This window comes from Yimella sp. NH-Cas1 (genome assembly GCF_022359705.1).
Taxonomy (GTDB): Bacteria; Actinomycetota; Actinomycetes; order Actinomycetales; family Dermatophilaceae; genus Yimella; species Yimella lutea.
On record NZ_JAKSGG010000003.1, the window covers coordinates 963,409 to 987,115 of the forward strand.

25 protein-coding genes and 1 tRNA gene are annotated in these 23,707 nt (G+C 67.1%); 12 read left to right on the forward strand and 14 right to left on the reverse strand.

The features are described 5' to 3' along the window. The first annotated feature begins 2 nt into the window (after positions 1-2). The 5 genes from nadD to MF407_RS04990 all read left to right on the forward strand — a co-directional run bounded on the left by nadD (position 3) and on the right by MF407_RS04990 (position 2,697). Positions 3-608: a nicotinate-nucleotide adenylyltransferase gene (gene nadD / locus MF407_RS04970; protein ID WP_345770880.1), complete on the forward strand. Its 606-nt coding sequence runs from the start codon at positions 3-5 to the stop codon at positions 606-608. Beyond that, positions 605-1,006 (forward strand): ribosome silencing factor, encoded by a 402-nt coding sequence (gene rsfS, locus MF407_RS04975; protein WP_239701574.1) that lies wholly within the window; start codon positions 605-607, stop codon positions 1,004-1,006. The genes nadD and rsfS overlap by 4 nt, the downstream gene beginning before the upstream one ends. Positions 1,007-1,038: 32 nt before the next feature. Beyond that, the gene (locus MF407_RS04980) at positions 1,039-1,659 is read left to right on the forward strand and encodes a histidine phosphatase family protein (protein WP_239701576.1); all 621 of its coding nucleotides are present in this window, start codon (positions 1,039-1,041) and stop codon (positions 1,657-1,659) included. Further along, the gene (locus tag MF407_RS04985; RefSeq protein WP_239701578.1) at positions 1,656-2,222 is read left to right on the forward strand and encodes a DUF4442 domain-containing protein; all 567 of its coding nucleotides are present in this window, start codon (positions 1,656-1,658) and stop codon (positions 2,220-2,222) included. The genes MF407_RS04980 and MF407_RS04985 overlap by 4 nt, the downstream gene beginning before the upstream one ends. A gap of 402 nt (positions 2,223-2,624) precedes the next feature. Continuing rightward, positions 2,625-2,697: transfer RNA gene (locus tag MF407_RS04990), tRNA-Ala, on the forward strand. A 641-nt stretch (positions 2,698-3,338) separates the two neighbouring features. Here the strand turns inward: MF407_RS04990 and MF407_RS04995 are convergent. After that, a complete protein-coding gene (locus tag MF407_RS04995; protein ID WP_129625630.1) occupies positions 3,339-3,845 on the reverse strand; it encodes a DinB family protein in 507 nt (168 codons plus the stop codon). Between the two features lie 399 nt (positions 3,846-4,244). Between MF407_RS04995 and MF407_RS05000 the strand changes: the two genes are divergently transcribed. Genes MF407_RS05000 through MF407_RS05010 form a run of 3 tightly spaced genes read left to right on the forward strand, consistent with a single transcriptional unit; the run spans position 4,245 to position 7,463 of the window. Then, positions 4,245-5,171, forward strand: coding sequence for a tyrosine-type recombinase/integrase (locus MF407_RS05000; RefSeq protein ID WP_345770830.1), 927 nt, complete (start codon positions 4,245-4,247; stop codon positions 5,169-5,171). Then, positions 5,161-5,496 carry a helix-turn-helix transcriptional regulator gene (locus tag MF407_RS05005; protein WP_026936353.1) on the forward strand — a complete coding sequence of 112 codons (336 nt, stop codon included), beginning with the start codon at positions 5,161-5,163 and terminating at the stop codon, positions 5,494-5,496. Before MF407_RS05000 ends, MF407_RS05005 begins: the two co-directional genes overlap by 11 nt. Positions 5,497-5,501: 5 nt before the next feature. After that, complete coding sequence (locus tag MF407_RS05010; RefSeq protein WP_239701583.1) at positions 5,502-7,463, forward strand: hypothetical protein; 1,962 nt, start codon at positions 5,502-5,504, stop codon at positions 7,461-7,463. 7 nt (positions 7,464-7,470) lie between these two features. Here MF407_RS05010 and MF407_RS05015 read toward each other — a convergent pair whose 3' ends face one another. From MF407_RS05015 to MF407_RS05045, 7 genes are all read right to left on the reverse strand, one after another. Then, entirely contained in the window at positions 7,471-7,782 is a 312-nt protein-coding gene (locus MF407_RS05015) for a thioredoxin family protein (RefSeq protein WP_239701585.1), read from the reverse strand. Between the two features lie 10 nt (positions 7,783-7,792). Next, positions 7,793-8,317 (reverse strand): signal peptidase II, encoded by a 525-nt coding sequence (locus tag MF407_RS05020; protein WP_026936350.1) that lies wholly within the window; start codon positions 8,315-8,317, stop codon positions 7,793-7,795. After that, the gene (locus MF407_RS05025) at positions 8,314-8,922 is read right to left on the reverse strand and encodes a cadmium resistance transporter (RefSeq protein WP_076693368.1); all 609 of its coding nucleotides are present in this window, start codon (positions 8,920-8,922) and stop codon (positions 8,314-8,316) included. The genes MF407_RS05020 and MF407_RS05025 overlap by 4 nt, the downstream gene beginning before the upstream one ends. Then, positions 8,922-10,838 (reverse strand): cation-translocating P-type ATPase, encoded by a 1,917-nt coding sequence (locus MF407_RS05030; RefSeq protein WP_239701587.1) that lies wholly within the window; start codon positions 10,836-10,838, stop codon positions 8,922-8,924. The genes MF407_RS05025 and MF407_RS05030 overlap by 1 nt, the downstream gene beginning before the upstream one ends. Continuing rightward, on the reverse strand, positions 10,835-11,194 hold the full coding sequence (locus MF407_RS05035) for a metalloregulator ArsR/SmtB family transcription factor (protein ID WP_026936347.1): 360 nt from the start codon (positions 11,192-11,194) through the stop codon (positions 10,835-10,837). The genes MF407_RS05030 and MF407_RS05035 overlap by 4 nt, the downstream gene beginning before the upstream one ends. 42 nt (positions 11,195-11,236) lie before the next feature. Further along, on the reverse strand, positions 11,237-11,506 hold the full coding sequence (locus tag MF407_RS15805) for a hypothetical protein (protein ID WP_211345193.1): 270 nt from the start codon (positions 11,504-11,506) through the stop codon (positions 11,237-11,239). 813 nt (positions 11,507-12,319) lie between these two features. Next, on the reverse strand, positions 12,320-13,522 hold the full coding sequence (locus MF407_RS05045; protein WP_239701589.1) for a serine hydrolase domain-containing protein: 1,203 nt from the start codon (positions 13,520-13,522) through the stop codon (positions 12,320-12,322). A 162-nt stretch (positions 13,523-13,684) separates the two neighbouring features. Here MF407_RS05045 and MF407_RS05050 point away from each other — a divergent pair, with 162 nt between their 5' ends. Together MF407_RS05050 and MF407_RS05055 are read left to right on the forward strand one after the other, a co-directional pair. Next, entirely contained in the window at positions 13,685-14,653 is a 969-nt protein-coding gene (locus MF407_RS05050) for an alpha/beta hydrolase (protein ID WP_239701591.1), read from the forward strand. 119 nt (positions 14,654-14,772) lie between these two features. Continuing rightward, positions 14,773-15,780, forward strand: coding sequence for a helix-turn-helix domain-containing protein (locus MF407_RS05055; RefSeq protein ID WP_239701593.1), 1,008 nt, complete (start codon positions 14,773-14,775; stop codon positions 15,778-15,780). Here MF407_RS05055 and MF407_RS15810 read toward each other — a convergent pair. Both MF407_RS15810 and MF407_RS05065 read right to left on the reverse strand, forming a co-directional pair. Further along, the gene (locus tag MF407_RS15810; protein WP_141928844.1) at positions 15,759-16,427 is read right to left on the reverse strand and encodes a TRIC cation channel family protein; all 669 of its coding nucleotides are present in this window, start codon (positions 16,425-16,427) and stop codon (positions 15,759-15,761) included. The genes MF407_RS05055 and MF407_RS15810 overlap by 22 nt on opposite strands. A gap of 80 nt (positions 16,428-16,507) precedes the next feature. Continuing rightward, complete coding sequence (locus tag MF407_RS05065) at positions 16,508-18,199, reverse strand: ATP-binding cassette domain-containing protein (protein ID WP_239701595.1); 1,692 nt, start codon at positions 18,197-18,199, stop codon at positions 16,508-16,510. Between the two features lie 206 nt (positions 18,200-18,405). Between MF407_RS05065 and MF407_RS05070 the strand changes: the two genes are divergently transcribed. Together MF407_RS05070 and MF407_RS05075 are read left to right on the forward strand one after the other, a co-directional pair. Then, on the forward strand, positions 18,406-18,552 hold the full coding sequence (locus tag MF407_RS05070; protein WP_168990227.1) for a hypothetical protein: 147 nt from the start codon (positions 18,406-18,408) through the stop codon (positions 18,550-18,552). 123 nt (positions 18,553-18,675) lie between these two features. Then, entirely contained in the window at positions 18,676-19,041 is a 366-nt protein-coding gene (locus tag MF407_RS05075; RefSeq protein WP_168990228.1) for a GntR family transcriptional regulator, read from the forward strand. A gap of 86 nt (positions 19,042-19,127) precedes the next feature. Here MF407_RS05075 and MF407_RS05080 read toward each other — a convergent pair whose 3' ends face one another. The 4 genes from MF407_RS05080 to MF407_RS05095 form a co-directional block, all read right to left on the reverse strand. Next, positions 19,128-20,372 carry an acyl-CoA dehydrogenase family protein gene (locus MF407_RS05080; protein WP_239701598.1) on the reverse strand — a complete coding sequence of 415 codons (1,245 nt, stop codon included), beginning with the start codon at positions 20,370-20,372 and terminating at the stop codon, positions 19,128-19,130. Positions 20,373-20,382: 10 nt separating this feature from the next. Further along, complete coding sequence (locus tag MF407_RS05085; RefSeq protein WP_239701600.1) at positions 20,383-21,711, reverse strand: acyl-CoA dehydrogenase family protein; 1,329 nt, start codon at positions 21,709-21,711, stop codon at positions 20,383-20,385. A 141-nt stretch (positions 21,712-21,852) separates the two neighbouring features. Next, positions 21,853-22,389, reverse strand: coding sequence for a type II toxin-antitoxin system PemK/MazF family toxin (locus MF407_RS05090; protein WP_239701603.1), 537 nt, complete (start codon positions 22,387-22,389; stop codon positions 21,853-21,855). 4 nt (positions 22,390-22,393) lie between these two features. Beyond that, entirely contained in the window at positions 22,394-23,704 is a 1,311-nt protein-coding gene (locus MF407_RS05095) for a heterodisulfide reductase-related iron-sulfur binding cluster (protein WP_129625640.1), read from the reverse strand. Positions 23,705-23,707 lie beyond the last annotated feature (3 nt).

A 23,707-nucleotide genomic window follows, 5' to 3' on the forward strand; every position in this document is an offset into this window, starting at 1 on the left:
CCATCCGCCTGGGGGTCATGGGCGGCACCTTCGACCCCATCCACCACGGCCACCTGGTCGCGGCCAGCGAGGTGCAGGCGACGCTCGATCTCGACGAGGTCGTGTTCGTCCCCACCGGGCAGCCGTGGCAGAAGGAAGGCCGCGACGTCGCTCCGGCCGAGCACCGTTACTTGATGACGGTCATCGCCACGGCGTCCAACCCGCGCTTCACGGTGAGCCGCGTCGACATCGATCGGGCCGGACCGACCTACACCCTCGACACCCTGCGCGATCTGAAGACCCAGCGTCCGGACGCCGAACTCTTCTTCATCACCGGTGCCGACGCCCTGTCGCAGATCCTTTCCTGGAAGGGAGTCCAGGAACTCTGGGACCTCGCGCACTTCATCGGAGTCACCCGGCCCGGACACGAACTGTCCGACAAGGGGCTGCCCAAGGACAAGGTGACGCTCAAGGAGATCCCGGCGATGGCCATCAGCTCCACGGACTGCCGCGACCGGGTCCGCGACGACAAACCGGTCTGGTACCTCGTCCCTGACGGCGTCGTCCAGTACATCAACAAATATCAGCTCTACCTGCCCGGCGGCGGAGAGTTGCAGGAGGAACAGTGACCGTCACCCCCGAGGCGATCGATCTCGCCAAGGCTGCAGCAGCCGCTGCCGACGAACTCAAGGCGACCACGATCGTCGCGCTCGACGTCAGCGAGCATCTCGCGCTGACCGACGTCTTCCTCATCGCCTCCGCCGACAACGAACGACAGGTGGACGCCATCGTCGGCGCGATCGAGGACGCCCTGCTCGAGCGCAAGGTGAAGCCGGTGCGCCGCGAAGGCCGCGGCGGCGGACGCTGGGTGCTGATCGACTTCGGCGACATCGTCGTCCACGTGCAGCACGACGACGAGCGTGAGTTCTACCAACTCGAGCGACTGTGGCGTGACTGCCCCACGATCGACCTCGAACTACCGAGCGGCGCCGACGAAACGGACGCGGCCACGACCGACGCCGAATGATCGCGGCGATCCCGGGACCGTCCGAGCGGCTTATGCTCAGCAAGAACCCGAAGCGTTTGATCGTGCTGCGTCACGGCCAGACCACCCACAACGCAGGCGGCATCTGGCAAGGCCAGCTCGACACCGAACTCTCCGAGGTCGGCCTTCAGCAGGCCGCAGCGGCAGCGACGGTGCTCGCCGAACGCACACCGGATGTCGTTCGCTCCAGTGACCTGCGCCGCGCGTACGCCACCGCGCAGGCGGTGGTCGGGCTGACCGGCCAGGACATCGAATCCGATCCGCGGTTGCGCGAAATCAATGTCGGTGAGTGGCAAGGAAAGTCGGGCGAGGAAGTCCGCGAACGCCACGGCGCCGAGCTGGACGCGATCGCCCGCGGCGAGGACGTCCGGCGCGGTGAGACCGGTGAGACCGTCGCCGAGGTCGCCGCCCGCGCGCTCGCCGCGACGAAGGACCTCATCGACGAACTCCCGGTGGGCGGCCTCGGGCTGATCGTCACCCACGGTGTCGCCGGTCGCGCGCTCGCTGCGTCCCTGGTCGGCATCGACCTGCACGCTGCCTGGCTCGCGCTCGGCGGGCTGCACAACTGCCACTGGGTGGAACTGTCCGAAGGCGCCCACGGCTGGCGCATCGAGAAGTGGAACGCACACGCATGAGCAAGACCTCCCGCCACGGCGAACGCCGCCGCTTCAGCCCGAACATGCTGCGTCGCGGCATGAACCTCTACCCGCCGTTTCTCGGAATGGGGTTACGGGTCAAGGAGTTCAGCGACGACTGGACCGTCTGCCGGGTGGAGCTCAAGCTCACCCGCTTCAACCGCAACCAGCAAGGCACCGCCTACGGTGGCTCCATCGGCGCGATGTCCGACGCCTTCCACGCCCTGCTGCTCATGCACCAGCTCGGCACCGACTACTACGTGTGGGACAAGGCCGCCGAGATCGAGTACGTCAGCCCCGGTGTCGGCACCGTCTACGGACGCTTCGAGGTCTCGGCCGAGATGGCCGAGGCGATCCGCGCGGAGGCGGCGTCGGGGCAGAAGGTGCTGCCGTGGTTCGAAACCGAGCTCACCCTGCGCGACGGCACCGTCGTTGCACGCGTCCGGCGCCAGCTCTACGTGCGCAAGAAGCGTGCGACGCGCGAGGTCACGCCTGATCGTCCCCGGCGCCGCGATCTACGATCGGGTCTTCGATCGGGTGCGGACGGCTCATCCGCGGGATGACCAGCGGGGTGTGCGATTCGGGGTCTTCGATCACCCGGCACGCGAGCCCGAAAACCTGCTTCACGAGGTCGGCGGTCAGCACCTGTGACGGCGCTCGCGGGCCGACGATGACACTGCCGCGCATCGCCGCAGCGAGTCAACGATGACGTGTGGTTCCTTGGGCCCGGCCCCACCGGCGCCGGGCTGGTGCTTCAGGACTTGCAGAAGTTCTTCGCTACCAACTGACCATCGCGCGGCTGCGCCCGGCATCCCACCGCGTCCGTGGGTCGGGTGCAGTCGCGCGCAACCAGGTGGTTTGCGCGGCGCGTACGGGTCAAGACCGCACGGCCCGACCCGATTTGGTGTCGTGGGGGAGGGTAAGTAAGCTAATCCAGTCGCCCGCACGGGGCAGACAACCCACCTGGGGCATTGGCGCAGTTGGTAGCGCGCTTCCATGGCATGGAAGAGGTCAGGGGTTCGAATCCCCTATGCTCCACCCCACGCACAAGGCTCGAATCCTTGCCATCTTGGATGGTTTCGGTTCGGGCCTTGTTGCTGTCTTGGGCCCAGGTGAGGGCGTTGGCGTTGATCTGGGGATCGAGGAGCATTTCGAAGGGGCGGTTGTTCTCGACGCGGAGTTGGTCGTCTTCGTCGATGTAGATCTTGATGAAGAAGGCTTGGTTGCAGAGGCGTCGGTTGGCGTTGTCGCAGCGTTCGTGGACATCGGCGCCGATGGCGGAACGCCAGCTCGTTGCCGCTCTCGAAGGCCAGCACGATGGCCTCCAGTAGTCGGAGGTGGGTGTCGAATCCCAATGGGCCAGTGTCGTCCTCCAGGAACTCGACCTACTGCGTCCATTAGGCCGCCTGAAGTACGTCCCCATCGTCGACGTCGTGCTTGCGCGCGCTCGGATGGATCCTTCACACGGCGAACTGGGTTGGAAAGAACGATCGACTTTCGTCATGAGGGAAACGTCACGTCCAACTGCTCCGCGACCGAACTGACGGCCGCGGGGCAAGCGTGCCGCCGGCGCGTGCTCGCAGGAAACTGTGGGTGGGCCCCACTGTTCTTCTGCTCATGAAAGCGACTGGAGCGGGGCCGGCCCGGGTTCGAAGACCTACCAAAGGCTTCCATCTGGTCTAGCCTCTGGGAGCATCCTCCTGCTGGCTCCTCTCGAGAGCGTCCAGGTCGCGGATTGCGTACCGCAAGTGTTCCCACTCCTCTTCGAGGATCGTCCGGACGCACGACAGGACGGTCTCCTGGTGCTCAGGGGCATGCGGGTTGGGTCGAGTCGACGTCAGTTCGTCGTCGGAGACGGACCCCAGGAACTCCCGGACCATGCCCACTCGGTCGGCTCGGGCCTGCAGCACCTCGGCCCAGCCGGGGGACGCCACGCTGAAAACGCTGGTGTCGCGACCGTCCTCGACGAAGCTTGTGTCCGGCAGACCAGCGGGGTGATAGGGCTGCTCCACGCCCTGCACTGCCTTGCGGAGCCACGTGTCCGTCGCCATGACAAGGTGGCGCACCGTCTGCGCGAATGACCATTCGTCCCCGATCTGGGCATCCACCGAACCTGGTTGCATGGCGTCCACGCGTCGGATCGCCGACTGCCATGCGTGTTCGACGGCGGCCCAGGCGTCGCGCAGACCGTCCGCACTGGAAGCTCGACGAAGGGCACGGCCGGGGAACCGGCAACCACCGCATGTTGCAGTGAATGCAACTGTTCACACTTGCAAACGACGCCTATTCGTCTGGTTCGGTACCCAACTGCTCCGACGATAACAGCGTGATCTCGCGGATGCCGGGATCTGAGTTGACACGGTGATGCACTGTCCCATACTTTGTTGCATCTAATGCAAGATTTTGGGGCCTCTCCAGCGGCGCTTCGGCTGCTCACGTCAGCGTCGAACGTCGCATTGGCGAACCCGGAGGAACAGGTCTTCAACGCGATGATCGAGGGCTGGCGGAACCAGCAGTTGTCACGCGGGCTCCGCGAGCAAACGATTCGAAATCGGACGGCGACGGTGTCGCGGTTCCGTGATTTCGTGGACAAGCCCCCGTGGAGGTGGACGGTCGCCGATGTGGATGAGTTCACCGCGGAATCGGGCGGACGCACTCGCACGCTGTCGACGATGCGCGCCAATCACGGGTCCATCCGGGGATTCTGCAACTACCTCACGAACCCGTTGTACGACTGGATGGAGATCTGCGACCGGGAGTTCGGTGAGGTCCCGTCCCAGGTGTGTCTGCCGTGGAACACGGTCGCGCACCGGTTTGAGTTCGAGGGGGACGGGAAACGCCGCCCGTTCACGTACGACGAGATCGAGCGCCTGTTCGACACCGCCGACGCTCGCGTCGAGCTGCTCGTGGCGTCGGGCCGGAAGGGCGCTCTCGGGGCGTTGCGTGACGCACAACTGCTGAAGACGGTCTACGCGTTCGGGTTGCGCCGCACGGAGGCGGTGATGCTCGACACCGTCGACCTGCACCACAACGCAAAGATGCGCCAGTGGGGGCGTTACGGCGCGATACACGTGCGGTGGGCGAAGGCTGCAGGAGGTGGTGCGCCGCGGCGGCGGACGGTGCTGCTGGTGCCCGAGTTCGACTGGTGGGTGCCGGGCATGCAGCAATGGCTCGAGCAGGCCCGGGAACGCTTCGCGCCCGGAGTTGACCTTGACGCGCTCTGGGTGACCGAGCGTCGCACGCGTCTGTCCGCCGGGTATCTCGACCGGAGGTTCGCGGAGCTGCGGGACGAGGCTGGCCTGTCGAAGGATCTGACGCTGCACAGCCTCCGGCATTCCTACGTCACGCATTTGCTGGAGTTCGGCTATGCCGATCGATTCGTCCAGGAGCAGGTCGGGCACATGCACGCCTCGACGACCTCGATCTACGCCTCCGTCAGTTCGGACTACAAGAACCGGGTGCTCGCGGAAGCACTGAAGGCCCTCATCGAAGGAGAAGCTGATGACCGTTGAGCTCGACACCGGATGGAATCTCCGCAGAGTGATGGCTTCGCGCGGGATCTTCCAGACCTCCAAGCTGAAGCCACTGCTCGAGGAACGCGGGATCGACCTGTCCAGGGAGCAGGTGTATCGGCTGGTGACGCAACCGCCTCAGCGGGTGCGTCTCGACGTGTTGGCGGCGTTGTGCGATGCGCTGGAGTGCTCACTCGACGATCTCGTGACAATCGCTCGCCGAGAGGCATCGACCCCGGTGGCCGTGGGCGAGGAAGCGACGCGCGGGTCGATCGGTGATCTCCGTCCTGTCCGCGCAACCATCCGCCGTCCGCGTACGAAGTAGCCACGGTGGCCAAGCCTCCGCAGCAGCCGAGAGTCACGGAAGTTATCGACCTCGTGCGTCCCCTCGTTCCCGAGATCTTGCCCGAGCGTCTCGCTGAGATCGTGCATTCGGTTGCGCCAGTGCCCCTCACGCAGCGGCTTCTTGAGCTCGCGCTGATCAAGCAGCCTGGGGTCCTCGAGGGGCGGCATGCGAATGTGCCGGTGACCGTCCAGGATCTGGCCCGCGCGCTGGTAGAAGAAGGAGCAGACCGGGTAGTGCTGCCGACGTGCGAGTCCTGCGGCCGCTCGGTGAGAATGCCCCACAAGACGCCGAGCGGTGGTCGGCACTGCTCTCGTTGCGAGCGGAACGCCAGGTCCGTCTCCTGCGCTTCCTGTGGCCGGGTCCGACCCGTGCAGCGCACGATCGACGGACAGCGCTTCTGCCGCGAATGCTGGCGAGCCGACCCTCGATCGTTCGGTGACTGCTCGCGGTGCAGGCAGCACGCGACCATCATCGTCCGCCGCCCGGAACTCGTCTGCCTGGCCTGTTATACCGCACCGATCAAGACCTGCGGTCTCTGCGGAGAACCTGGCCGGGTCGGCTCCCACCTTGACGGGCGACGGGTATGCGCACGCTGCTATTACGCGATGCGTAGACCGCAGCCCTGTCCCGAGTGCGGGCGCAGGGTGTTCTTGACCGGTTTCATGAACGGTCAGAAGGTCTGCGCCGACTGCGCGGGCGCTCCGGTGACGATGGCCTGCCCTGGGTGTGGCTCGATCGAGGAGATCCGCAAGCATCATCTCTGCGTCGAGTGCCGCCGGCCCGTCGCGATCCAGCAGTTGCTCGCCGACGACGCGGGAGAGATCCGCGCGGACCTCCACCCCCTTGCGGACTATCTGCTCACGCACCACAGCAAAGCCGCATCGCTCGAACGCTGGATGCACAAGAGCAAGTGCGCGATGGTGCTCCGCGAGATCGCGGACGGAACCCTGCCACTCACCGCCGAGGCGATCATCACCCGAGCTCGGTCGGGACAGTCGGTAGCGTTCCTCCTCTCGCTTCTGGTCCGCTCAGGAGTGCTTCCGGAGATCGATGTCGAAGGCACGCGCTTCGACCACTGGCTCGATGGATGGTTGGCGGGCATCGAACATGCCGAGGACCGGCTGGTCCTGCGCCGGTACTGCACCTGGGAGCTCCTCCGGTCCACCCGGGCTTTCCGAGCGGTACCCCGCAGTACATCGAGTCCAGCCGCTGGCTTCCAAAGGCAACGGGCCGCGCTGAAGTACTGCGCCGCGCTTCTTCGAGAGATTCGGTCACAGCAAGAGACGCTGGCAACCTATCCGCAGCGCCGGCTCGACGCATATCTGACTGATTCACCGAGCCAGCGTGACGCGCTGGCACCATTCACTCGCTGGCTACGACGGCACCGGATGAGCACCCTCCGAGTCGAGTTCCGAGCCCATCGCCTCGAAGGGCGAAGCTACGCCTCCGACCACCGATGGCAGATGGCTCGCAAGTTCCTGTCGGATGCCGGCATGGACCCGAAGACCCGGGCAGCCGGGCTCCTCGTACTGCTCTACGGCATCCAGCTGACCCGCATCGTCACGATCACCCGGACACAGATCGATACGAGCTCGCGGCCCGTCACGCTGACCGTCGGGGCCGAGCCGATCGGGCTCCCCGAGATCCTTGGCGACGCCATCAGCGATCTCGCCGACGCCGCGAAGCACCATCCTGAAGGATGGCTGTTCCCCGGCCGGAACCCAGGCAATCACCTCACCCCTGGCCCGCTGAGCCGTCGTCTTCGCGCCGAAGGCCTGCTCGCGGGAAGCGCACGCACCACAGCGCTCATCGAGCTCACCCGGCAAATGCATCCCCGGATCGTCTCGGATCTCCTCGGCATCACGACCTCGTCCGCCGCCGCATGGTCGCGTCTCGCCGGCGGTGACTGGTCCGACTATCCGGCACTCCGTTCCGACCACGCCTGAACGAGCATCACACGTCAGCGCCCGGGCCGGAAATCGCTTCGCGCAACTGCTCGACGGTCGGCGACCCGGCGATCCCAGCTGGCGTGCGGAACATCCGGCAGGCGAGCCCGACGTGGGTACGCTCGTCGGCGAACAGGTCGATGCCGTCGACGAGCACGGTTGGGGAGCCGTGGAACCCGAGGCGCACGGCGTCCTCGGGGGTCTCGACCAGCTGACGTATGACCCTGACATCGGATCGGTCGTTGACTACTTCAGCGAGCCGCTGGTCGAGCACCTCCCAGTTGGGGCAGCCGTTGAAATACTGCAGGATGATCTCCATGATGGTCCTCTCAGTTCTCGTTGCCGCGGATCATCAGAAGCGCTCCGGCGATCGCGGCGGTGACGATCACGACGTCGGCGACGTTCCCGATGAACCAGTTCCCGTAGGCGAGGAAGTCCACGACGTGCCCCTGGGCGAACCCTGGAGCACGGAAAAGCCTGTCGCCGGCGTGGGAGGCGGCGGCCCCGCCAAGCGCGCCGATCACGATCGCCCACCCGGGGTGTCGGACACGGAACGCGAACACGATCGCGGTGACGGTGGCCGCGACGGCCACCAGCGCGAACACCCAGGTGGAACCCTCACCGAAGGAGAACGCCGCGCCGGGGTTGTAAGCGAGTTGCAGGCCCAGCAGGTCGCCGATCAGCGGGAGGCGCTCACTTACTGTGAGCGTGGCCTCCGCCCATGCCTTCGTCCCCTGATCGATCAGGAGGACGAGCCCGCCGAGCGCGAGTGCCCCCGCCGTGAGCCGCCAACGCCCCCTCTGCTGCCGCTCTCCCGACGTCAGCTCAGCATCGGCAGCCGCGTCCGGGGTCATGCGAGGACCTCGACGAGGCGGACGATGACGCCGGAATCGATCAGGATGAACAGGCCCAGGCCGATGAACACGACGGGTACGAGCCAGTGCTCGACGCGTTCAAGCGTTTCGGTGACGGCCTTGTGGGTTCCGATCAGGCGTCCAGCAGCGCACCAGACGGCGACGAGGACGAGGAACACCGCGATCATGACGACGACGTCGCCGGGCGAACTGGTGCGGAGGATCGGCGTGTAGAGGGAGATGTTGTCGGCCCCGTTGGCGATCGTGATCCCGGCGACGCCCCACAGCCCGACCGCGGTGATCTTCTCGTCGTCGTCATCGTCGTCACCGTTGCGTCGCAGGCCCCGCACGAGGGTCCAGATGCCGATGCCGAGCGGGATCAGGCCGAGGAAGCCCACCCATTCGTCGGGGACGATGGTCAGGCCGAGCGCGGCGATCACGCTGATCACGACGAGGGTGATGAACCCGAGGTACTGGCCTGCGACGATCTGCCACGGTCGCGGCTTCCCTCGGCTGGAGGCCAGGAACAGCACGGTCAGCACGACGATGTCATCGATGTTGGTCGCAGCAAACAAGCCGATCGCTGAGCCGATGGTCGCAAGCATCAGCTCTCCAGCCGTGGGGTACGCGTGCGGGCGGCGCGGAGTCCGTTGAGGATCACGACGACCTCGGCGATCTCGTGGACCAGCACCACAGCGGCGAGTCCGAGGACGCCGAACAGCGCGAGCGGCAGCAGCGCGGTGATGATCAGCAGCGACAGGACGATGTTCTGGTTGATGATGCGGCGTCCGCGGCGGGCGTGGTCGAACGCGCGCGGGATGAGGCGGAGGTCGTGGCCGGTGAACGCGACGTCGGCGGACTCGATCGCCGCGTCCGAGCCGGTCGCGCCCATCGCGATGCCGATGTCCGCGGCGGCCAGAGCGGGGGCGTCGTTGATGCCGTCGCCGATCATTGCAACCGACCCCGCCTTTGACAGCTCCCCGATCGCGGTCGCTTTGTCTTCGGGACGCAGTTCCGCGCGCACGTCGCTGATACCGGCCTGCGCTGCCAGCGCCCGTGCCGTGCGGGCGTTGTCGCCGGTGAGCATCGTCACCCCGACGCCCTGCGCCGCGAGAGTCCGCACCACTTCGGGGACCTCGGGACGCAGCTCGTCGCGGACGCCGATCGCGGCGACAGGGGCCCCGTCGCGGTGCACGATCACAACGGTCATGCCCTGCTCCTCCAGGCCCGCGACCTGGTCGCCGAGCACCCCGGCGTCGAGCCAGCGGGGGCTGCCGACGGTGATCCGAGTCCCGTCGATCTTGCCCTCGATGCCGTGCCCGGCCTGCTCGGTCACGCCCTCCGCAGCCTGGGCTCCGGGGGCTGCGGCGGTGATCGCCGCGGCCAGCGGGTGCGTGCTGTGCTGCTCCAGCGCGGCCGCCCAGGCCAGCGCCTGGGCGTCGGTCACGCCGTCCGCGGCGAGGACCGCGGTGACGGCGGGCTCGTTGCGGGTGAGGGTGCCGGTCTTGTCGACGGCGACGTGGCGGACCGTGCCGAAGCGCTCGAACACCGCGCCGGACTTGATGATCACGCCGAACTTGCTCGCCGCGCCGATCGCCGCGACCACCGTCAGCGGCACCGAGATCGCCAGCGCGCACGGGGAGGCGGCGACGAGGACGACGAGGGCTCGGGTGATCCACAGCTCCGGGTCCCCGAACAGCGAGCCGACCAGGGCGACCAGGGCCGCGAGGACCAGCACGCCCGGGACCAGCGGGCGCGCGATCCGGTCCGCGAGGCGCGCTCGCTCGCCCTTCTCCGCCTGCGCCTGCTCCACCAGCTCCACGATGGTCGTGAGCGAGTTGTCGGTGCCCGCCGCCGTCGTCTCGACCTCCAGCGCACCGGCGCTGTTGATCGCGCCGGCCGACACGGCGTCGCCGGGCTCGACCTCGACCGGGATCGACTCGCCCGTGATCGCCGAGGTGTCCAGGCTGGAGCGCCCCGCACGGACGACTCCGTCGGTCGCGATCCGCTCGCCGGGACGAACCACCATGACCTGCCCGACCGCGAGGTCCTTCGCCGCAATCTCCACCGAAGCGCCGTCGCGGCGCACGGTCGCGGTGTCGGGGACCAGCTTCAGCAGCGCTCGCAGCCCGCCGCGGGCGCGGTCCATCGCCTTGTCCTCCAGCGCCTCTGCGATCGAGTAGAGGAACGCCAGCGCCGCAGCCTCTTCGACGTAGCCGAGGACGACTGCGCCGACCGCGCTGATCGTCATCAGCAGCCCGATGCCCAGCTTGCCCTTGAACAGCTTCCGGATCGCGCCCGGCGTGAACGTCGACGCGCCCAGCAGCAAGCCGACCCAGAACAGCACCAGTGCCGGGATCTCCATGCCGGACCACTCAAGGATCAGACCAGCGAGGAACGCGAGACCGGAGAAGACCGGCACCATGATCCCGCGGTCCCTCCACCAGGGCCGCTCCTTCTCCTCGCTCTCATCGACTGCCGTGGTCGTCGGCTCGTGCTCGCAGCCGCATGCCGCGCTCACGCGTCTGCTCCCGCTCCGCAGCAACCCGGAACGGTGCACGACGAGTCCACGCACGGAGCGTGCTCGTCGACAGCCAGAGTCACATCCACCAGCGCGATGAGAGCGGCCGCGAGGTGCGGATCAGCGATCTCATACCTAGTCTGGCGACCCTCCGGCTCAGCGACCACGATGCCGCAGTCGCGCAGGCAGGTGAGGTGGTTCGACACGTTCGAGCGAGTCAGCTCCAGCTCACGCGAGAGCACCGCCGGGTAGCTCGGTCCCTCGAGCAGGGTCATCAGGATCCGGGAACGCGTCGGATCCGCCATGGCCCGGCCGAGCCGGTTCATGACGTCGAGTCGAGAAGCAATAGTCAGCATGCACTGAACTATACAGCACAGGCTGATCAATCGCCGGATGCATCAGCCTCCGCCACAAGGCGAAACAGCAGTCGACATCTGATGAATACGCGACTCAGCAACAATCGGTGCTACCAGTAGGTCGAGCTCATCGTCGACCAGGGGCGCGACATCCACCCCGTTGACGATGAGCCGCCCCGGCTCCTCGAGCAGCCACGGAGCGTCGATGTCGAGGCCGTCCACGTCAACACCCCGCATGACCGCGTCCCTGAGGCTCACGTCCCGGAAGATCGAGTTCGACAGATCACGAGAGCTGAATTCTTGGCTTCCCATGGCGTGAAGGTACAGCTTGGGGTCTCGGGCACGCCCTCACCAGCTTCACCCGTGTCGGCGACGACCTCGTCCGCCAGTTCCCGGAGGCCGGCCAGGGCTGCTTCGGGCGTCTCGGCGAACCACGAGAGCCTGGCCCGGGGAGTCCACAACACAGGGGTTCGAGGGCCGCTTCGATGCCCGGTAAACCCGTCGCGACCGGCGTGAACATACGGTTCGCGCGGCGGAGCGAAAGTTATCAAACTCTCTACGTAGGTCCACTTTTTCTTCTGGCGGCTCCTTCGGCGTTCATCGGCCGGCTCCTTCGTCGCCTGGCCGATGAGCCGTCCCGCCGCCGTGAGCCTGTCGCTCTGGTTACTTGGGTGCCACCACTGACACATGTCGTTGGGTGGCTCCTTCGGCGTTCATCGGCTGGCTCCTTCGTCGCCTGGCCGATGAGCCGTCCCGCCGCCGTGAGCCTGTCGCTCTGGTTACTTGGGTGCCACCACTGACACATGTCGTTGGGTGGCTCCTTCGGCGTTCATCGGCTGGCTCCTTCGTCGCCTGGCCGATGAGCCGTCCCGCCGCGCTTTCCCGAGCGTCAGCAGTAGTGCGTTGCGGACGGCGCGTAACGTCTGACACTCGGCTTCGTAGGCGGCCCCCGGCGCCGCAGATCCTTCAGTCGATGCGCTCCGGGCGTCGGCTGTTGCTTCGGATACTGCCAGCACCGCCCCCGGCGCACCGACGGGGGCGCTCGCAGACAACCTGCGACGAACTCGTACGCCAAGACGACCGATCGACCAACGGGGTCGACCGGTCGTCCGGGCGCCAGAACGATCAGCTCTTGGTAAACGCTTGGTACGCAGCGGTTTCGAAGTCGAGGTACCCGGTGAACGAGGGACCGTCGCCAAACGGGAAGATCTGCGTCGCCCAGTAGCCTCCGAACCCGTTGTCGCGGTCGATCCAGTAGAAGAGGTTGGCCAAGCCGGCCCAGCCGATGGCGCCGGCGGGTCGTCCGGTCGGGAACGGGTCCTCGGTGTACTGGAAGCTGTACGACCACGTCTTCTTCAGACCGGGGAAGAACTCGGCGTCGTTCGAGAGCCACTTGATGACGCCCGGCAGCAGCTTGACCTGGAGATTGTCGGGAAGCTGGTTGGTGAAGCCGAGGTCGACAGACGCCGGCGACAGCACCTGCTCGCCGGAGGCGCTGCGTCCCTCGTTGAGCCACATGCGGATGAACTTCAGATAGTCGGGCACGGTCGAGAACAGACCGTGCCCGCCGAAGTCGACCTCGGGCGTGGTGGGGGTCGCGAACTCGCTCGGGGTGAGCGTGCCGTTGTCCTCGCGCTGGTGGTGCCGAGCCTGTCGCGAGAGCATCTCCTCGGTCGGCGCGAAGGCTGAGGACGTCATGCCCAGAGGCGTGAAAATGCGCTCCTGGAACACCTCGCCGAGGCGCTTGCCGGTGATGCCTTCGACCACCTGGCCGGCCCAGTCGATGCTGCTGCCGTACTCCCACTGGGTGCCAGGGTCGAACAGCAGCGGAGAGTTCAACGCGGCGCGCGCCGCGGTGGCCACGCTCGGCTGGCCGTGCTCCTCGGCGAGGCGGCTGTAGGTCTCGTTGAAGAAGTCGTACCCGAAGCCCGCGGTGTGCGTCAGCAGGTGGTGGGTGGTGACGTCGCTGGCCGGCGCACGCAGGATCGGCTGACCGTCCGCGTCGAAGCCGTCGATGACCTTGACGTCGGCGAGGGCGGGCGCGTACTCCTTGGCGGGCGCCTGCAGGTCGAGGTCGCCCGACTCCACCAGCTGGAGGCAGGCGGTTGCGGTGATCGCCTTCGTCGTCGACCAGATGCTGAAGGACGTGTCGGTCGTCATCTCGGCGTCGGACGACAGGTCGCGCACGCCGGACGCGCCGAGGTAGATGTCCTTGTCCCGGTCGGTAATACCGGCGACGACGCCCGGCACTCGTCCTCCCCCGGAATTCGGGCCCTGCGAAGCGCGCTGGACGACGGCGTCGACCGCGGTAGTCAAGTTGTCGCTCACTGATCTTCCTCTCGTTCGGTGAAGCTCAACCCTCGCCCAAGTGTGACGCAGACCACAACCGACGCGGCGTCGCAAATCGAGGAACCCATCCCGCCAAATGGCGGGGTGCGGTGCGAGACACCGCAATAGACTTCGAAGAATCGTCGGCACAAAGGAGGCCTCATGACGGTGAACGCGGTGCCGCGGCCCGGATTCGACGCCGAGCTACGCGCCGGATTGGCGGTCGTGGGTGGCATGTTCCCGCCGACCATCACCCCTGAACTCATCGACTTCATGCGAGTCTCGTACGCGTCCCCGCCGATGACCGACTTGTTCCGGCAGCATCGTATTGATGTGACGGACGTCGTCCTGCCCGGCTACCAGGGCGCCGACCTCACGGCCGCCGTTCTCCGACCGCGCGACGCACAGGGCCCGCGTCCGACGGTGCTTTACGCGCATTCGGGTGGGTTGATGTTCGGTGACAAGTTCAGCGGTCTCGACCTTGTGCTCGATTGGGTCAGCGATCTGGGCGCGACCGTCATCACGGTCGACTACCGGCTGGCGCCGGAGTTTCCCGACCCGTACCCGTGGGAGGACATGTACGCAGCCTTGGAATGGGTCGCCGCCGAGGCGGGAAATCTGGGCGTACGTCGCGATCGCATTCTCGTCGCCGGCGCCAGTGCCGGTGGCGGGCTCGCGGCCGGCATCGCTCTAGCCGCACGTGACCGCGGCGGCCCGCGGCCCTGCGGCCAACTGCTCGACTACCCGATGCTCGACGACCGATTGATCACCGCGTCGACCGCACAGTTCGACGGCATCGGCGTATGGGACCGGGTGAGCAATCAAACCGCGTGGCAGGCGATGCTCGGCGATCGCCGCGGTGGCGACGACGTGTCGCCTTACGCCGCACCGGCCCGGGCGGGCGACCTCAGCGCACTGCCGCCGGCGTTCATCGACGTCGGCGCTGCCGAGATCTTCCGCGACGAGGCCATCGACTATGCCGGACGCATCTGGGCGGCAGGGGGCGATGCCGAACTGCACGTGTGGTCGGGCGCCTTTCACGCGTGCGACATCTTCGCGCCGCACACCAGCGTGGGGCGATCGATGATCCGCACCCGCAACGCCTGGGTGGAGAAGACCCTTGCCGACTGATCGGCCGACCCGACCTCGCCAGGAGCCCTGAGATCCAAGAACTCCTCGGACGCATCGCGCGCCTCGACCCCAATTCGAGCCTCGGCCTGCGAGTCATCGCCTGCTTCGACGAGCTCATCGTGGGCAACGTCAACACCCGAGCACTGCTGGCCGCGGCGGCCTCGCTGGCCGGATGCACGGCCGGGTTTCGTGAAAGCGGGTCGCAGGCCGCCATGCGGGTGTCGCCGCGGGGCGAGATCGACCGATCGCAGGCGCCCACGCCGCGCGATGATCTCCTCGCCCGGGCGGGAGATGACATGCTCGTCTGGCTCGAGCGGGACGAAGCGCCGTTTGCCAACGATGCGATCATCCTCGAACGGCTCGCGCTCGCCGTGCGCATCAGACACGGACGCGGTCAGCGCGAAATCGACAACCGTCGCCACCTCGGCGTGCTGACCGAGCGCACCAGCAGTGTCGAGGAACGGCTCGACGCCGCCGGGGCGCTCGGAGTGGTGGCCGCGCGCCGCTACCGCATCGTCGCCGCGCCGCTGTTCGCTGTCTGGGAGGGTCGGCCGTCCGGGCCCGAGGACGTGATCGGCACCCGCTTCGGCCCGATCCATGTCGTCGTCGTCCCGGAGATCTTCGAGCCGTTCCGCGCCGCGCCGGGCGGCATCGGGATCGCCGCTTCCGTGCACGGGCTCGACCGGTCGTTCCGCAGCGCGCTCGTCGCGCTGCGGCTGTGTGATCGGGCGCGTGAGCCGATGGTCGTGGCCGACGACTACGGCGGCCTGATCGACCTGTTGGCTGACGCCGACGACGACGTCCAGCATGGTGACGCCGACAGTCTCACCCTTGTCGCGCAACAGCATCCGTGGGCATTGGAGACCGTCGAGGCGCTGGTGACGACGCAGACGGTTCGGGAAGCGGCCCGTGAACTGAACATTCACCACAGCACACTGCAAGCCCGCTGCGACACGCTCAGGACCGGCCTCGGCTTCGATCCGTTGCAGGGTTTCGGCCGCACCCGTCTTGGCACAGCCTTCCTCATGCACCGACTCAGTCGGTCGACTGTGCTCGACCTGCCCGCCCCGGCCGCCATGACGGGGGTGAGCAGACCCGCTGTGGTTCAGGAGGATTGGCGCGGGTAGCGGCGTTTGATCGCCTGCACTCCGACTCGGGCCGACTCGCCGGGGAGTGTCCAGCCTCTCGCCTTGGCGATGAGCACCATCGGCGCACCCACGGCGGTAGCGGCGAGCACGCCCACCTCGGCGGTCACCAGACCGTTGAGCATGATCGCGACACCGCTGGCGATGATCGCACAGGTGGCATACAAGGTGTTGCCGCCGAGGAAGGCCGGACGCCGGGCGAGCACGACATCACGAACCATCCCGCCGCCGACCGCGGTGATCGTGCCGAGCAGCAACGAGGGCAACCACCCCAGGCCCGCGCTGAGTGACTTCTGCGTACCGACCGCCGCCCAGGTGCCGAGGGCCAGACCGTCGAGCGCCGGGTAGACCCGGTTCCACAGGCGTCCCTCGAACTGCAGGGTGTAACCGACGGCGGCTGCGGCGATCGCGACGACGAGGTACCAGGAGTCGGTGAGGGCGACCGGCGTCCCCTGCTGCAGGAGGGTGTCGCGGATCATTCCGCCGCCGAGGCCGGAAAGGATTGCCAGCACAGCGAATCCGACCGGGTCGAGGCGCTCGCGGCGGGCGATCTCCGCACCCAGCAGACCGTTCACGGCGACGCCGATGAGGTCGACCGTGCGGACGATGTCACCGAGGTCGGTGGTCACCCTGTCGCCTCCTCAATCGGGCCGGCACCGGCGGCCGACCGGACAAGTGTGCCGTACCCAGCCCACGGGTCCGGGACCGGTCAGCGATCGCGGACGACCCGCGTCTCGTCCCACACCGGTGCGGGCGTCTCGTAGACCCGGCCGTCGCCGCCGAACACGAGGTACCGGTCGAATCCCTTTGCAAACCAACGGTCGTGGGTCACCGCGATGACCGTGCCTTCGAAGCCGTCCAGGCCCTCCTCGAGCGACTCGGCCGAGTGCAGGTCGAGGTTGTCGGTCGGTTCGTCGAGCAGCAGCAGCGTCGCACCGCTGAGTTCGAGCAGCAGAATCTGCAAGCGCGCCTGCTGCCCACCGGAGAGTGACCCGAAGGTCTGCTCGGCGCTGCGAGCCAACTCGTACCGGTCGAGTGCCCGCGACGCCTGCTCCCGCGGCATGCCTTCGCGGTGCTCGTCACCACGATGCAGGATGTCGAGCAGCGTCCGATCGGTCAGTGAGGCGTGCTGATGCGTCTGTGCGAACCAGCCCGGGCGCACCCTCGAGCCCAGGCGGGCAATTCCGGTGTGCTGCACCGTGTCCGGGACGAAATCGCCCACCGGGCGGTGCTCGATGTCCGGGTCGGAACCACCGGCGGCCAACAACCGAAGGAAGTGGGACTTGCCCGACCCGTTCGAGCCCAGGACGGCGACTCGCTCGCCGTACCAGATCTCGCAGTCGAAGGGCTTCATCAATCCGGTGAGTTCCAGTCCTTCGCAGATCACCGAGCGCTTGGCCGTGCGCCCACCGCGCAGCCGCATGGTCACCTTCTGCTCGAAGGGGATCGCCTGCGGCGGGCCCGCTGCCTCGAACTTGGCCAACCGGGTCTGGGCAGCGTGGTAGCGAGAGGCCATGCCGTCGTTGAAGGTCGATTTCACCTTCAGGTTCAGCACGAGCGTCTTCAGCTTGGTGTGCTCCTCGTCCCAGCGGCGCCGCAACTCCTCGAGGCGGTCGTTCCGGTCGATACGCGCCTGCTGATAGGTGTCGAACGATCCGGGATGCACCCAGCACACGGCGCCGGCCGCCTGTGGTTCCAGGGTCGCGATCCGGGTCGCGACGGTGCTCAGCAGTTCCCGGTCGTGGCTGATGAACAGGACGGTCTTGGGGGACGCGTTGAGTTGAGCTTCGAGCCAGCGCTTGGTCGGCACGTCCAGGTAGTTGTCCGGCTCGTCGAGCAACAGGACATCCTCCGGCCCGCGAAGCAGCGCCTCCAACACGAGTCGTTTTTGCTCGCCACCGCTGAGGATGTTGACGTCGCGCCACTGTGCCTGGTCGAACGGAATCGACAGTGCCGCAACGGTGCACACATCGGCGAGCGTCTCCCAGTCGTACCCGCCGACCTCTGCCCAGTCGGCCAACGCCTGCGCGTACGCCATCTGATCGGACTCGTCGTCGCGTTCCATGATCGCCAGTTCGGTGCGGTCGACAGTGGCGGCCGCTTCACGGATCGGCAGGGGAGCGACGGTGAGCAGCAGATCCCGGACGGTCACCTGTTTGCCCTCGCGCCCGACCTTGCCGATGAACTGCGGCATCACGCCGATCCTTCCGCTGCGGGTGATCGCCCCGTCGTGCGCGTCGAGTTCGCCGGAGATGATGCGAAGCAGCGTGGTCTTGCCGGTGCCGTTCGGACCGACGAGTGCGACCTTCGCGCCGTCGCCCACGCGCAGACTCACCCCGCCGAGCAGCGGCCTGCCGTCGGGCAGGAAGTAATCGACGGAGTTGGCTTCGATGTGTCCCACGAGGCTCAAGCTTGCTGCATCGCAGGACATCCGTCACTTCGATTTTGCGCCGGAACGACGCCGTTGTGAGTTCCCTCACCATCCGGGTGCTGGATTTGAACGGACGTCCTGACAGGCGTAACATTTCGGTATCGAATAGTTCTACTTAGAACTTTGAGACCTGAACCACATCAAGCATTCATGCAACGGCAAAGGAGCCACCAGCCATGACCTCGCTCGCGAAGTCGATCAAGAGCCACCGTGAGAACGCCCGCGCCCGCCGCGCGTTCAACAAGGCGGTCGAGAACGCCGGCACTCCGGCCTCGCGCGACGACCTGATCATGGCCTGGCAGCGTTCCGCCGAGCGCGTCTGACGCAGAACGTACTGATACCTCCGCCCATTCGGGGCGGGGGTATTCTTTTTGTTCGCAACCTAATTGTGTTGATGAATGTTCATTCCGCAGCGAAATTCTGCAGTCACGGGGGAGAATGCAAAGGTGTTCACGATTGATCGGGAAAGCGCGCAGCCGACGTACGAGCAGATTTGCGATCAGGTCGCCGAGGGCGTCCGGGTAGGCGACTTCGTCGTAGGCAGCAAGCTGCCCACCGTCCGCGGTCTTGCCGCCGACCTGCGGATCGCGCCGGGCACGGTCGCGAAGGCCTACACCGAACTCGAACGATCCGGTCTGATCGTCACGCGCGGACGGGCCGGCACCTTCATCTGCGCCGGTCAGGACACCGCTGCCGAGGAACTCGAGCGAGCGGCTCGCGAGCTCGTCGTGCGGGTGCGCCGGTGGAACCCCGCCCGCGCCGACGTCCTCGCCGTCGTCGAGCAAGCGCTCAAACAGGACGGAATCAACTGACCGGTACTTCGGAACCCGAAGTACCGGTCAGCCGGAAATGGCCCGCCACCGAAAGTCGGTGACGGGCCATTCGCGTTGTGCGGGTCCTACTTCAGTTGCGCCGAACTCAAGCCGAGCAGGCGGCGCGCCACCACCAGCAACTGAATCTGCTGGGTGCCCTCGAAGATGTCGAGGATCTTTGAGTCGCGGGCCCACTTCTCCAGCAACTCGGTCTCTGCATAACCCGTAGCGCCACAGAGCTCGACGCAGCCGAGAGCGACGTCGACGCAGGTGCGACCGGCCTTCGCCTTCGCCATGGACGCCTCCATCGAGTTCGGCTTGCCGTTGTCGGCCATCCACGCTGCGCGCAACGCGAGCAGGTAGGCAGCCTGGTACTCAGCCTCGAACTGGATCAGCTTGGCCGCAGCGAGTGACTGACCGGCGAGTGGACGATCCGGGTCCGGCGTCACACCTGCCCTCGCCAGCAGTTCGGTGGCGGTGTCGAGGCATGCACGGGTAAGACCGACCGCCATCGCCGCGACCAGCGGACGCGTGTTGTCGAAGGTCTGCATGGCACCGCCGAAGCCGCCTTCGATCTTGATCTCCGGGTCGCCGAGGAGATCGTCGGCCGGCACTCGACAGTCCTGCAGGCTGAACGCAGCGGTGTCCGACGCGCGAATGCCGAGCTTGTGCTCCAAGCGCACCAGCTTCATGCCCGGGTTCGACCGCTCGACGACGAACGACTTGATCGCCTGCTTGCCGAGCGCGCGATCGAGCGTGGCCCACACCACGACGAGATCGGCGCGCTCGCCGGCGGTGACGAATATCTTCTCCCCGTTCAGCACGTATTCGTCGCCGTCCTTGACGGCCGTCGTCCGGATCGCACCCGAGTCGGAGCCGGTGTCGGGCTCGGTGATCGCCATTGCGGCCCAACGGTTTGCGTACCGAGCCTTCTGTTCGTCATTGGCGACGGCGGCGATCGCGGCATTGCCGAGTCCTTGGCGCGGGATCGACAGGGTGAGGCCGACGTCGCCGCGGCAGGTCTCCATGATCGACAGGACGGACGAGAGGTTGGTGCCGTTGCGGTTCGCCTTGCCGGCGTTTCGTCCAGAGCCCACACCCTTCGGCTGTTCGTCGGTCTTGGCCTTGGCCGAGCCGGACGCGCCCGCCCCCTGTCCGGCGCCGGAGTCGCTCATGCCGTCGATGAGGGCCGACAGCAGGTCGAGTTCCTGGGGGTATTCGTGCTCGGCGATGTCGTACTTTCGGCTGATCGGGCGGAACACCTCGTCGGCGAGCGCGCCGGCCTGCTTCAGCAGCGGGGTGAACTTGCGGGGGACCTCGAGGTCAATCATCGGTTGCTCCTCAGACCAGCAGCATGCCCTCGAGCACGCCGGTCGCGCGCAGGTCACGGAACCAGCGCTCGTTGTCGAATTCTTTGACGAAGCCGTGTCCGCCGAGCAGTTGGACGCCGTCACTGCCGATCTGGGCGCCGTGCCGGGCAGCAAGCGCGCGTGCCTGTGCGATGAGCGCGGACGCATCCTTGCCCTCGTCCAGTCGCGCGGCGGCGCGCCACACGACCAGGCGCAAGGCGTCCACTTCGATCGCGATGTTCGCAACGGTGAAGGCGACGGCCTGACGGTAGGCGATCGGTTCACCGAACGCCTTGCGCTCGACGGTGTAGGTCTTCAGGTGGTCCAGCACGGCCTGCCCGGTGCCCACCGCGGCGGCTGCCCAGGCGAGGCGGGCGCGACGGACGGCGTCCAGGTGGTCCTGGGTGGTGCCGAGCAGGTGGCCGGCAGGCACGCGGACTGCGCGCAGCTCGAGCGTGGTCGTGCGTGCGGCGCGCAGACCCATGGCCGGGTCGGGGGAGACCGACAGCCCGTCGGTGCCGGGCTCGACAATGACCAGGCGAGGCTCGTCGTCGACCAATGCCGACACGATGAACAGGTCGGCGTTCTCGGCCCCTGGCACGAGTGACTTCACGCCGTCGAGCACGAGGTGGTCACCATCGCGCTGCGCCGTCGTGGACGGCGCGAGCGGATCGAACAGCGGTTGCGGCTCCTGGATCGCCAGTGCCCCCGTGGCTGGTTCCTGTTCCTGGGTGAATGGCGGCAGGAACGTAGCCTGCTGATCCGAATCGCCATAGTTCGCAAGTGCATTGGCGACTGCTCCGCTGGCCATGATGGCGACGGCAAGCCCCATGTCACCGCGCGCCAGCTCCTCGATGACCAGCACGCCGGTGATCGCGGAACGCTCCTCGGCCACTCCGCCGAGCTCCGCCGGAACACTCAGCAGGGTCATGCCCATGGCGGCGGCCCGTTCGAGCACCTGCGCCGGAGCTCGACGCTCGGTGTCGGCCCCGGCAGCCGCCGGGCGTAGCACCTCGGTTGCGAGTTCGCGCGCTGCCTCCTGGATCATCTGCTGATCCTCGGTCGGGCTCAGGTCGAACTCCCGGCGCGGCTTGGTTGATGCGGCCCGCGTGGGCGAACCCGACCCGGACTTCTTCGCGAAGGCTTTGCCGGCGACCGTCTGTGCCTTGAACCCCGACTTCGCACTGCGGTACAGGACCTTTTCGACTCGTCCCCGCAGTACCGGGTTCTTCAGTGCTTCGAGTCCACCCGCCATGGTGATCAGGCGCATCCCGAACGCCTGACCCCGATCGGCGATGGACGTCTTGCCGTGCAGCGACATCTCAGCCTTCCCGTGCAGCTTCTCGTGCAGGTCTTCGGACGCTCGTTCAAAGCATCCGCGCCGAGCCTAACTGAAACTGATACTCGAAGTACCGGAAACCACCCGTACCGGGAAACACGCCGATTTCCCAGGATGGTCTTGTCAGCGTCCGGTGAAGGCTCGGGCGACCGCGTCGAAGAGGTGCTGGTCGAGTACGGCTCCTTCGCGCCGGACGGCGCTGGGGTCGACCCGCAGCACCCGGTTCAGGCGTACCTCGCTGGGCCGACCGCGGCGGTCCCACGGACCGGATCCGATGTCGACCCACTCGCGGCCGGCCCGACGCTCCTGGTCGGCGTCGCGATCGTGATCCTTGCTGGTGAGAGGCAGCGCGAGCAGCCACTCACCCGCCCGCCCGACCAGCAGCACCGGACGGTCCTTGCCGCGGGAGTGGTCCTCCTCGTACGGCACCCAGGTCCACACGATCTCGCCCGGGTCGGGTCTGCCGTCCGGCTTCGGGGCGTACTCGAAGTCGGGGATCCCGCAGAAGTCGCCCGGGTAAGGGTGTTGTTCGGGAGCAGGCTGGGCGGCCGGCATCCGGGTTGCAGTGTCCGAGCGTGATCGACCGGACGGCGCGGTCGCACGGGTGGCGTCGAGGATCTGCCGGGTCACCCGTAGAGCGCTGTTGACCCAGAACCGCATGCGACTACTTCAGCAGTTCGTCCGCCGACAGTCCGCGTTGCGAGTGGTCGAGCACGGTGACGATGTGGGCCGTGCCGATGCGTCCGCCCGCTCTCTCGACACCCTGGGCGATCTGCATGATGCACCCCGGGTTGGCCGTCACCAGCAACTGCGCACCCGTCGCGATCACATTGGCGGCCTTCGTGTCGCCGAGTTGCTTGGCCGGCTCGGGGTTCAGCACGTTGTAGATGCCTGCCGACCCGCAACAGATCGACGCGTCCTTGATCTCCTTCACGGTCAGCTCCGGCACCGCGCGCAGCAGCTCACGCGGCTGGTTGCGGATGCCCTGCGCATGACCGAGGTGGCAGGCGTCGTGGTAAGCCACGGTGAGGGGCAGCGGGTGATAGGTGGCGACCGGGCCGAGTTCGGCCAGCAGCTCGCTCACGTCGCGCACCTTCTCGCGGAAGCTCCGCACGCGCTCGTCGGCTTGGTGGGTTGAGTCGTCGGCGAGCAGGAATTCGTACTCCTTCATCGCGCTGCCACAGCCCGCAGAGTTGACCACGATGTAGTCGACCTCGTAGCGCTCGAAGGTGTCGATGAGCGCTCGAGCGAAGTGTTGCGCCTCGGGCTCACGGCCGGAGTGGCTCGACAGCGCACCGCAACAACCCTGGCCCTGTGGCACCACCACGTCGCAGCCCTCGGCAGCCAGCACCCGCGCGGTAGCGGCGTTGACCCCGGAGAAGAACGCGTCCTGCACGCAGCCGGTGAGCATCGCGACGGTCGCCCGCTTGGTGCCCTTCGCCGGGATGCGTTCGGGCAGCCTTTCCGGCTTGGTCAGCTCGGGGGTGAGGCTCTGCAGCATCGCCAGCGACGGCGAAATGCGTTCCAGCAGGCCGGACTTGTTGATCGCGCGGTCGAGGCCGACCTTCTGCGTCAGGCGCAATGGTCCACGCAACGCCTTGAGCCGCTTGGGGTAGGGGAACAGGCTGAAGACCGCAGCACGAAGTGCCCGTTCCGACCTGGACCTGGTCGTGTTGCGCTCGACCTGGGCCCGGGTCTGCTCGAGCAGGCGGTCGTACTGCACCCCACTCGGGCACGCCGTCACGCAGGCCATGCAGCCGAGGCAGGCGTCGATGTGGCCGACAACCGTGTCGTCGAGCGGTGCGCCCTCGGTGACGTTCTTCATCAGGTGGATCCGTCCCCGCGGGGAGTCCATTTCCTCGCCCCACAGCACATACGTCGGGCAGGTCGTCAAGCAGAAGCCACAGTGCACACAGTCGGACAGCAGGCTCGGGTCGGGTGGGTTGTGCTCGTCGAACCCAGTGATCCGCGACATCGG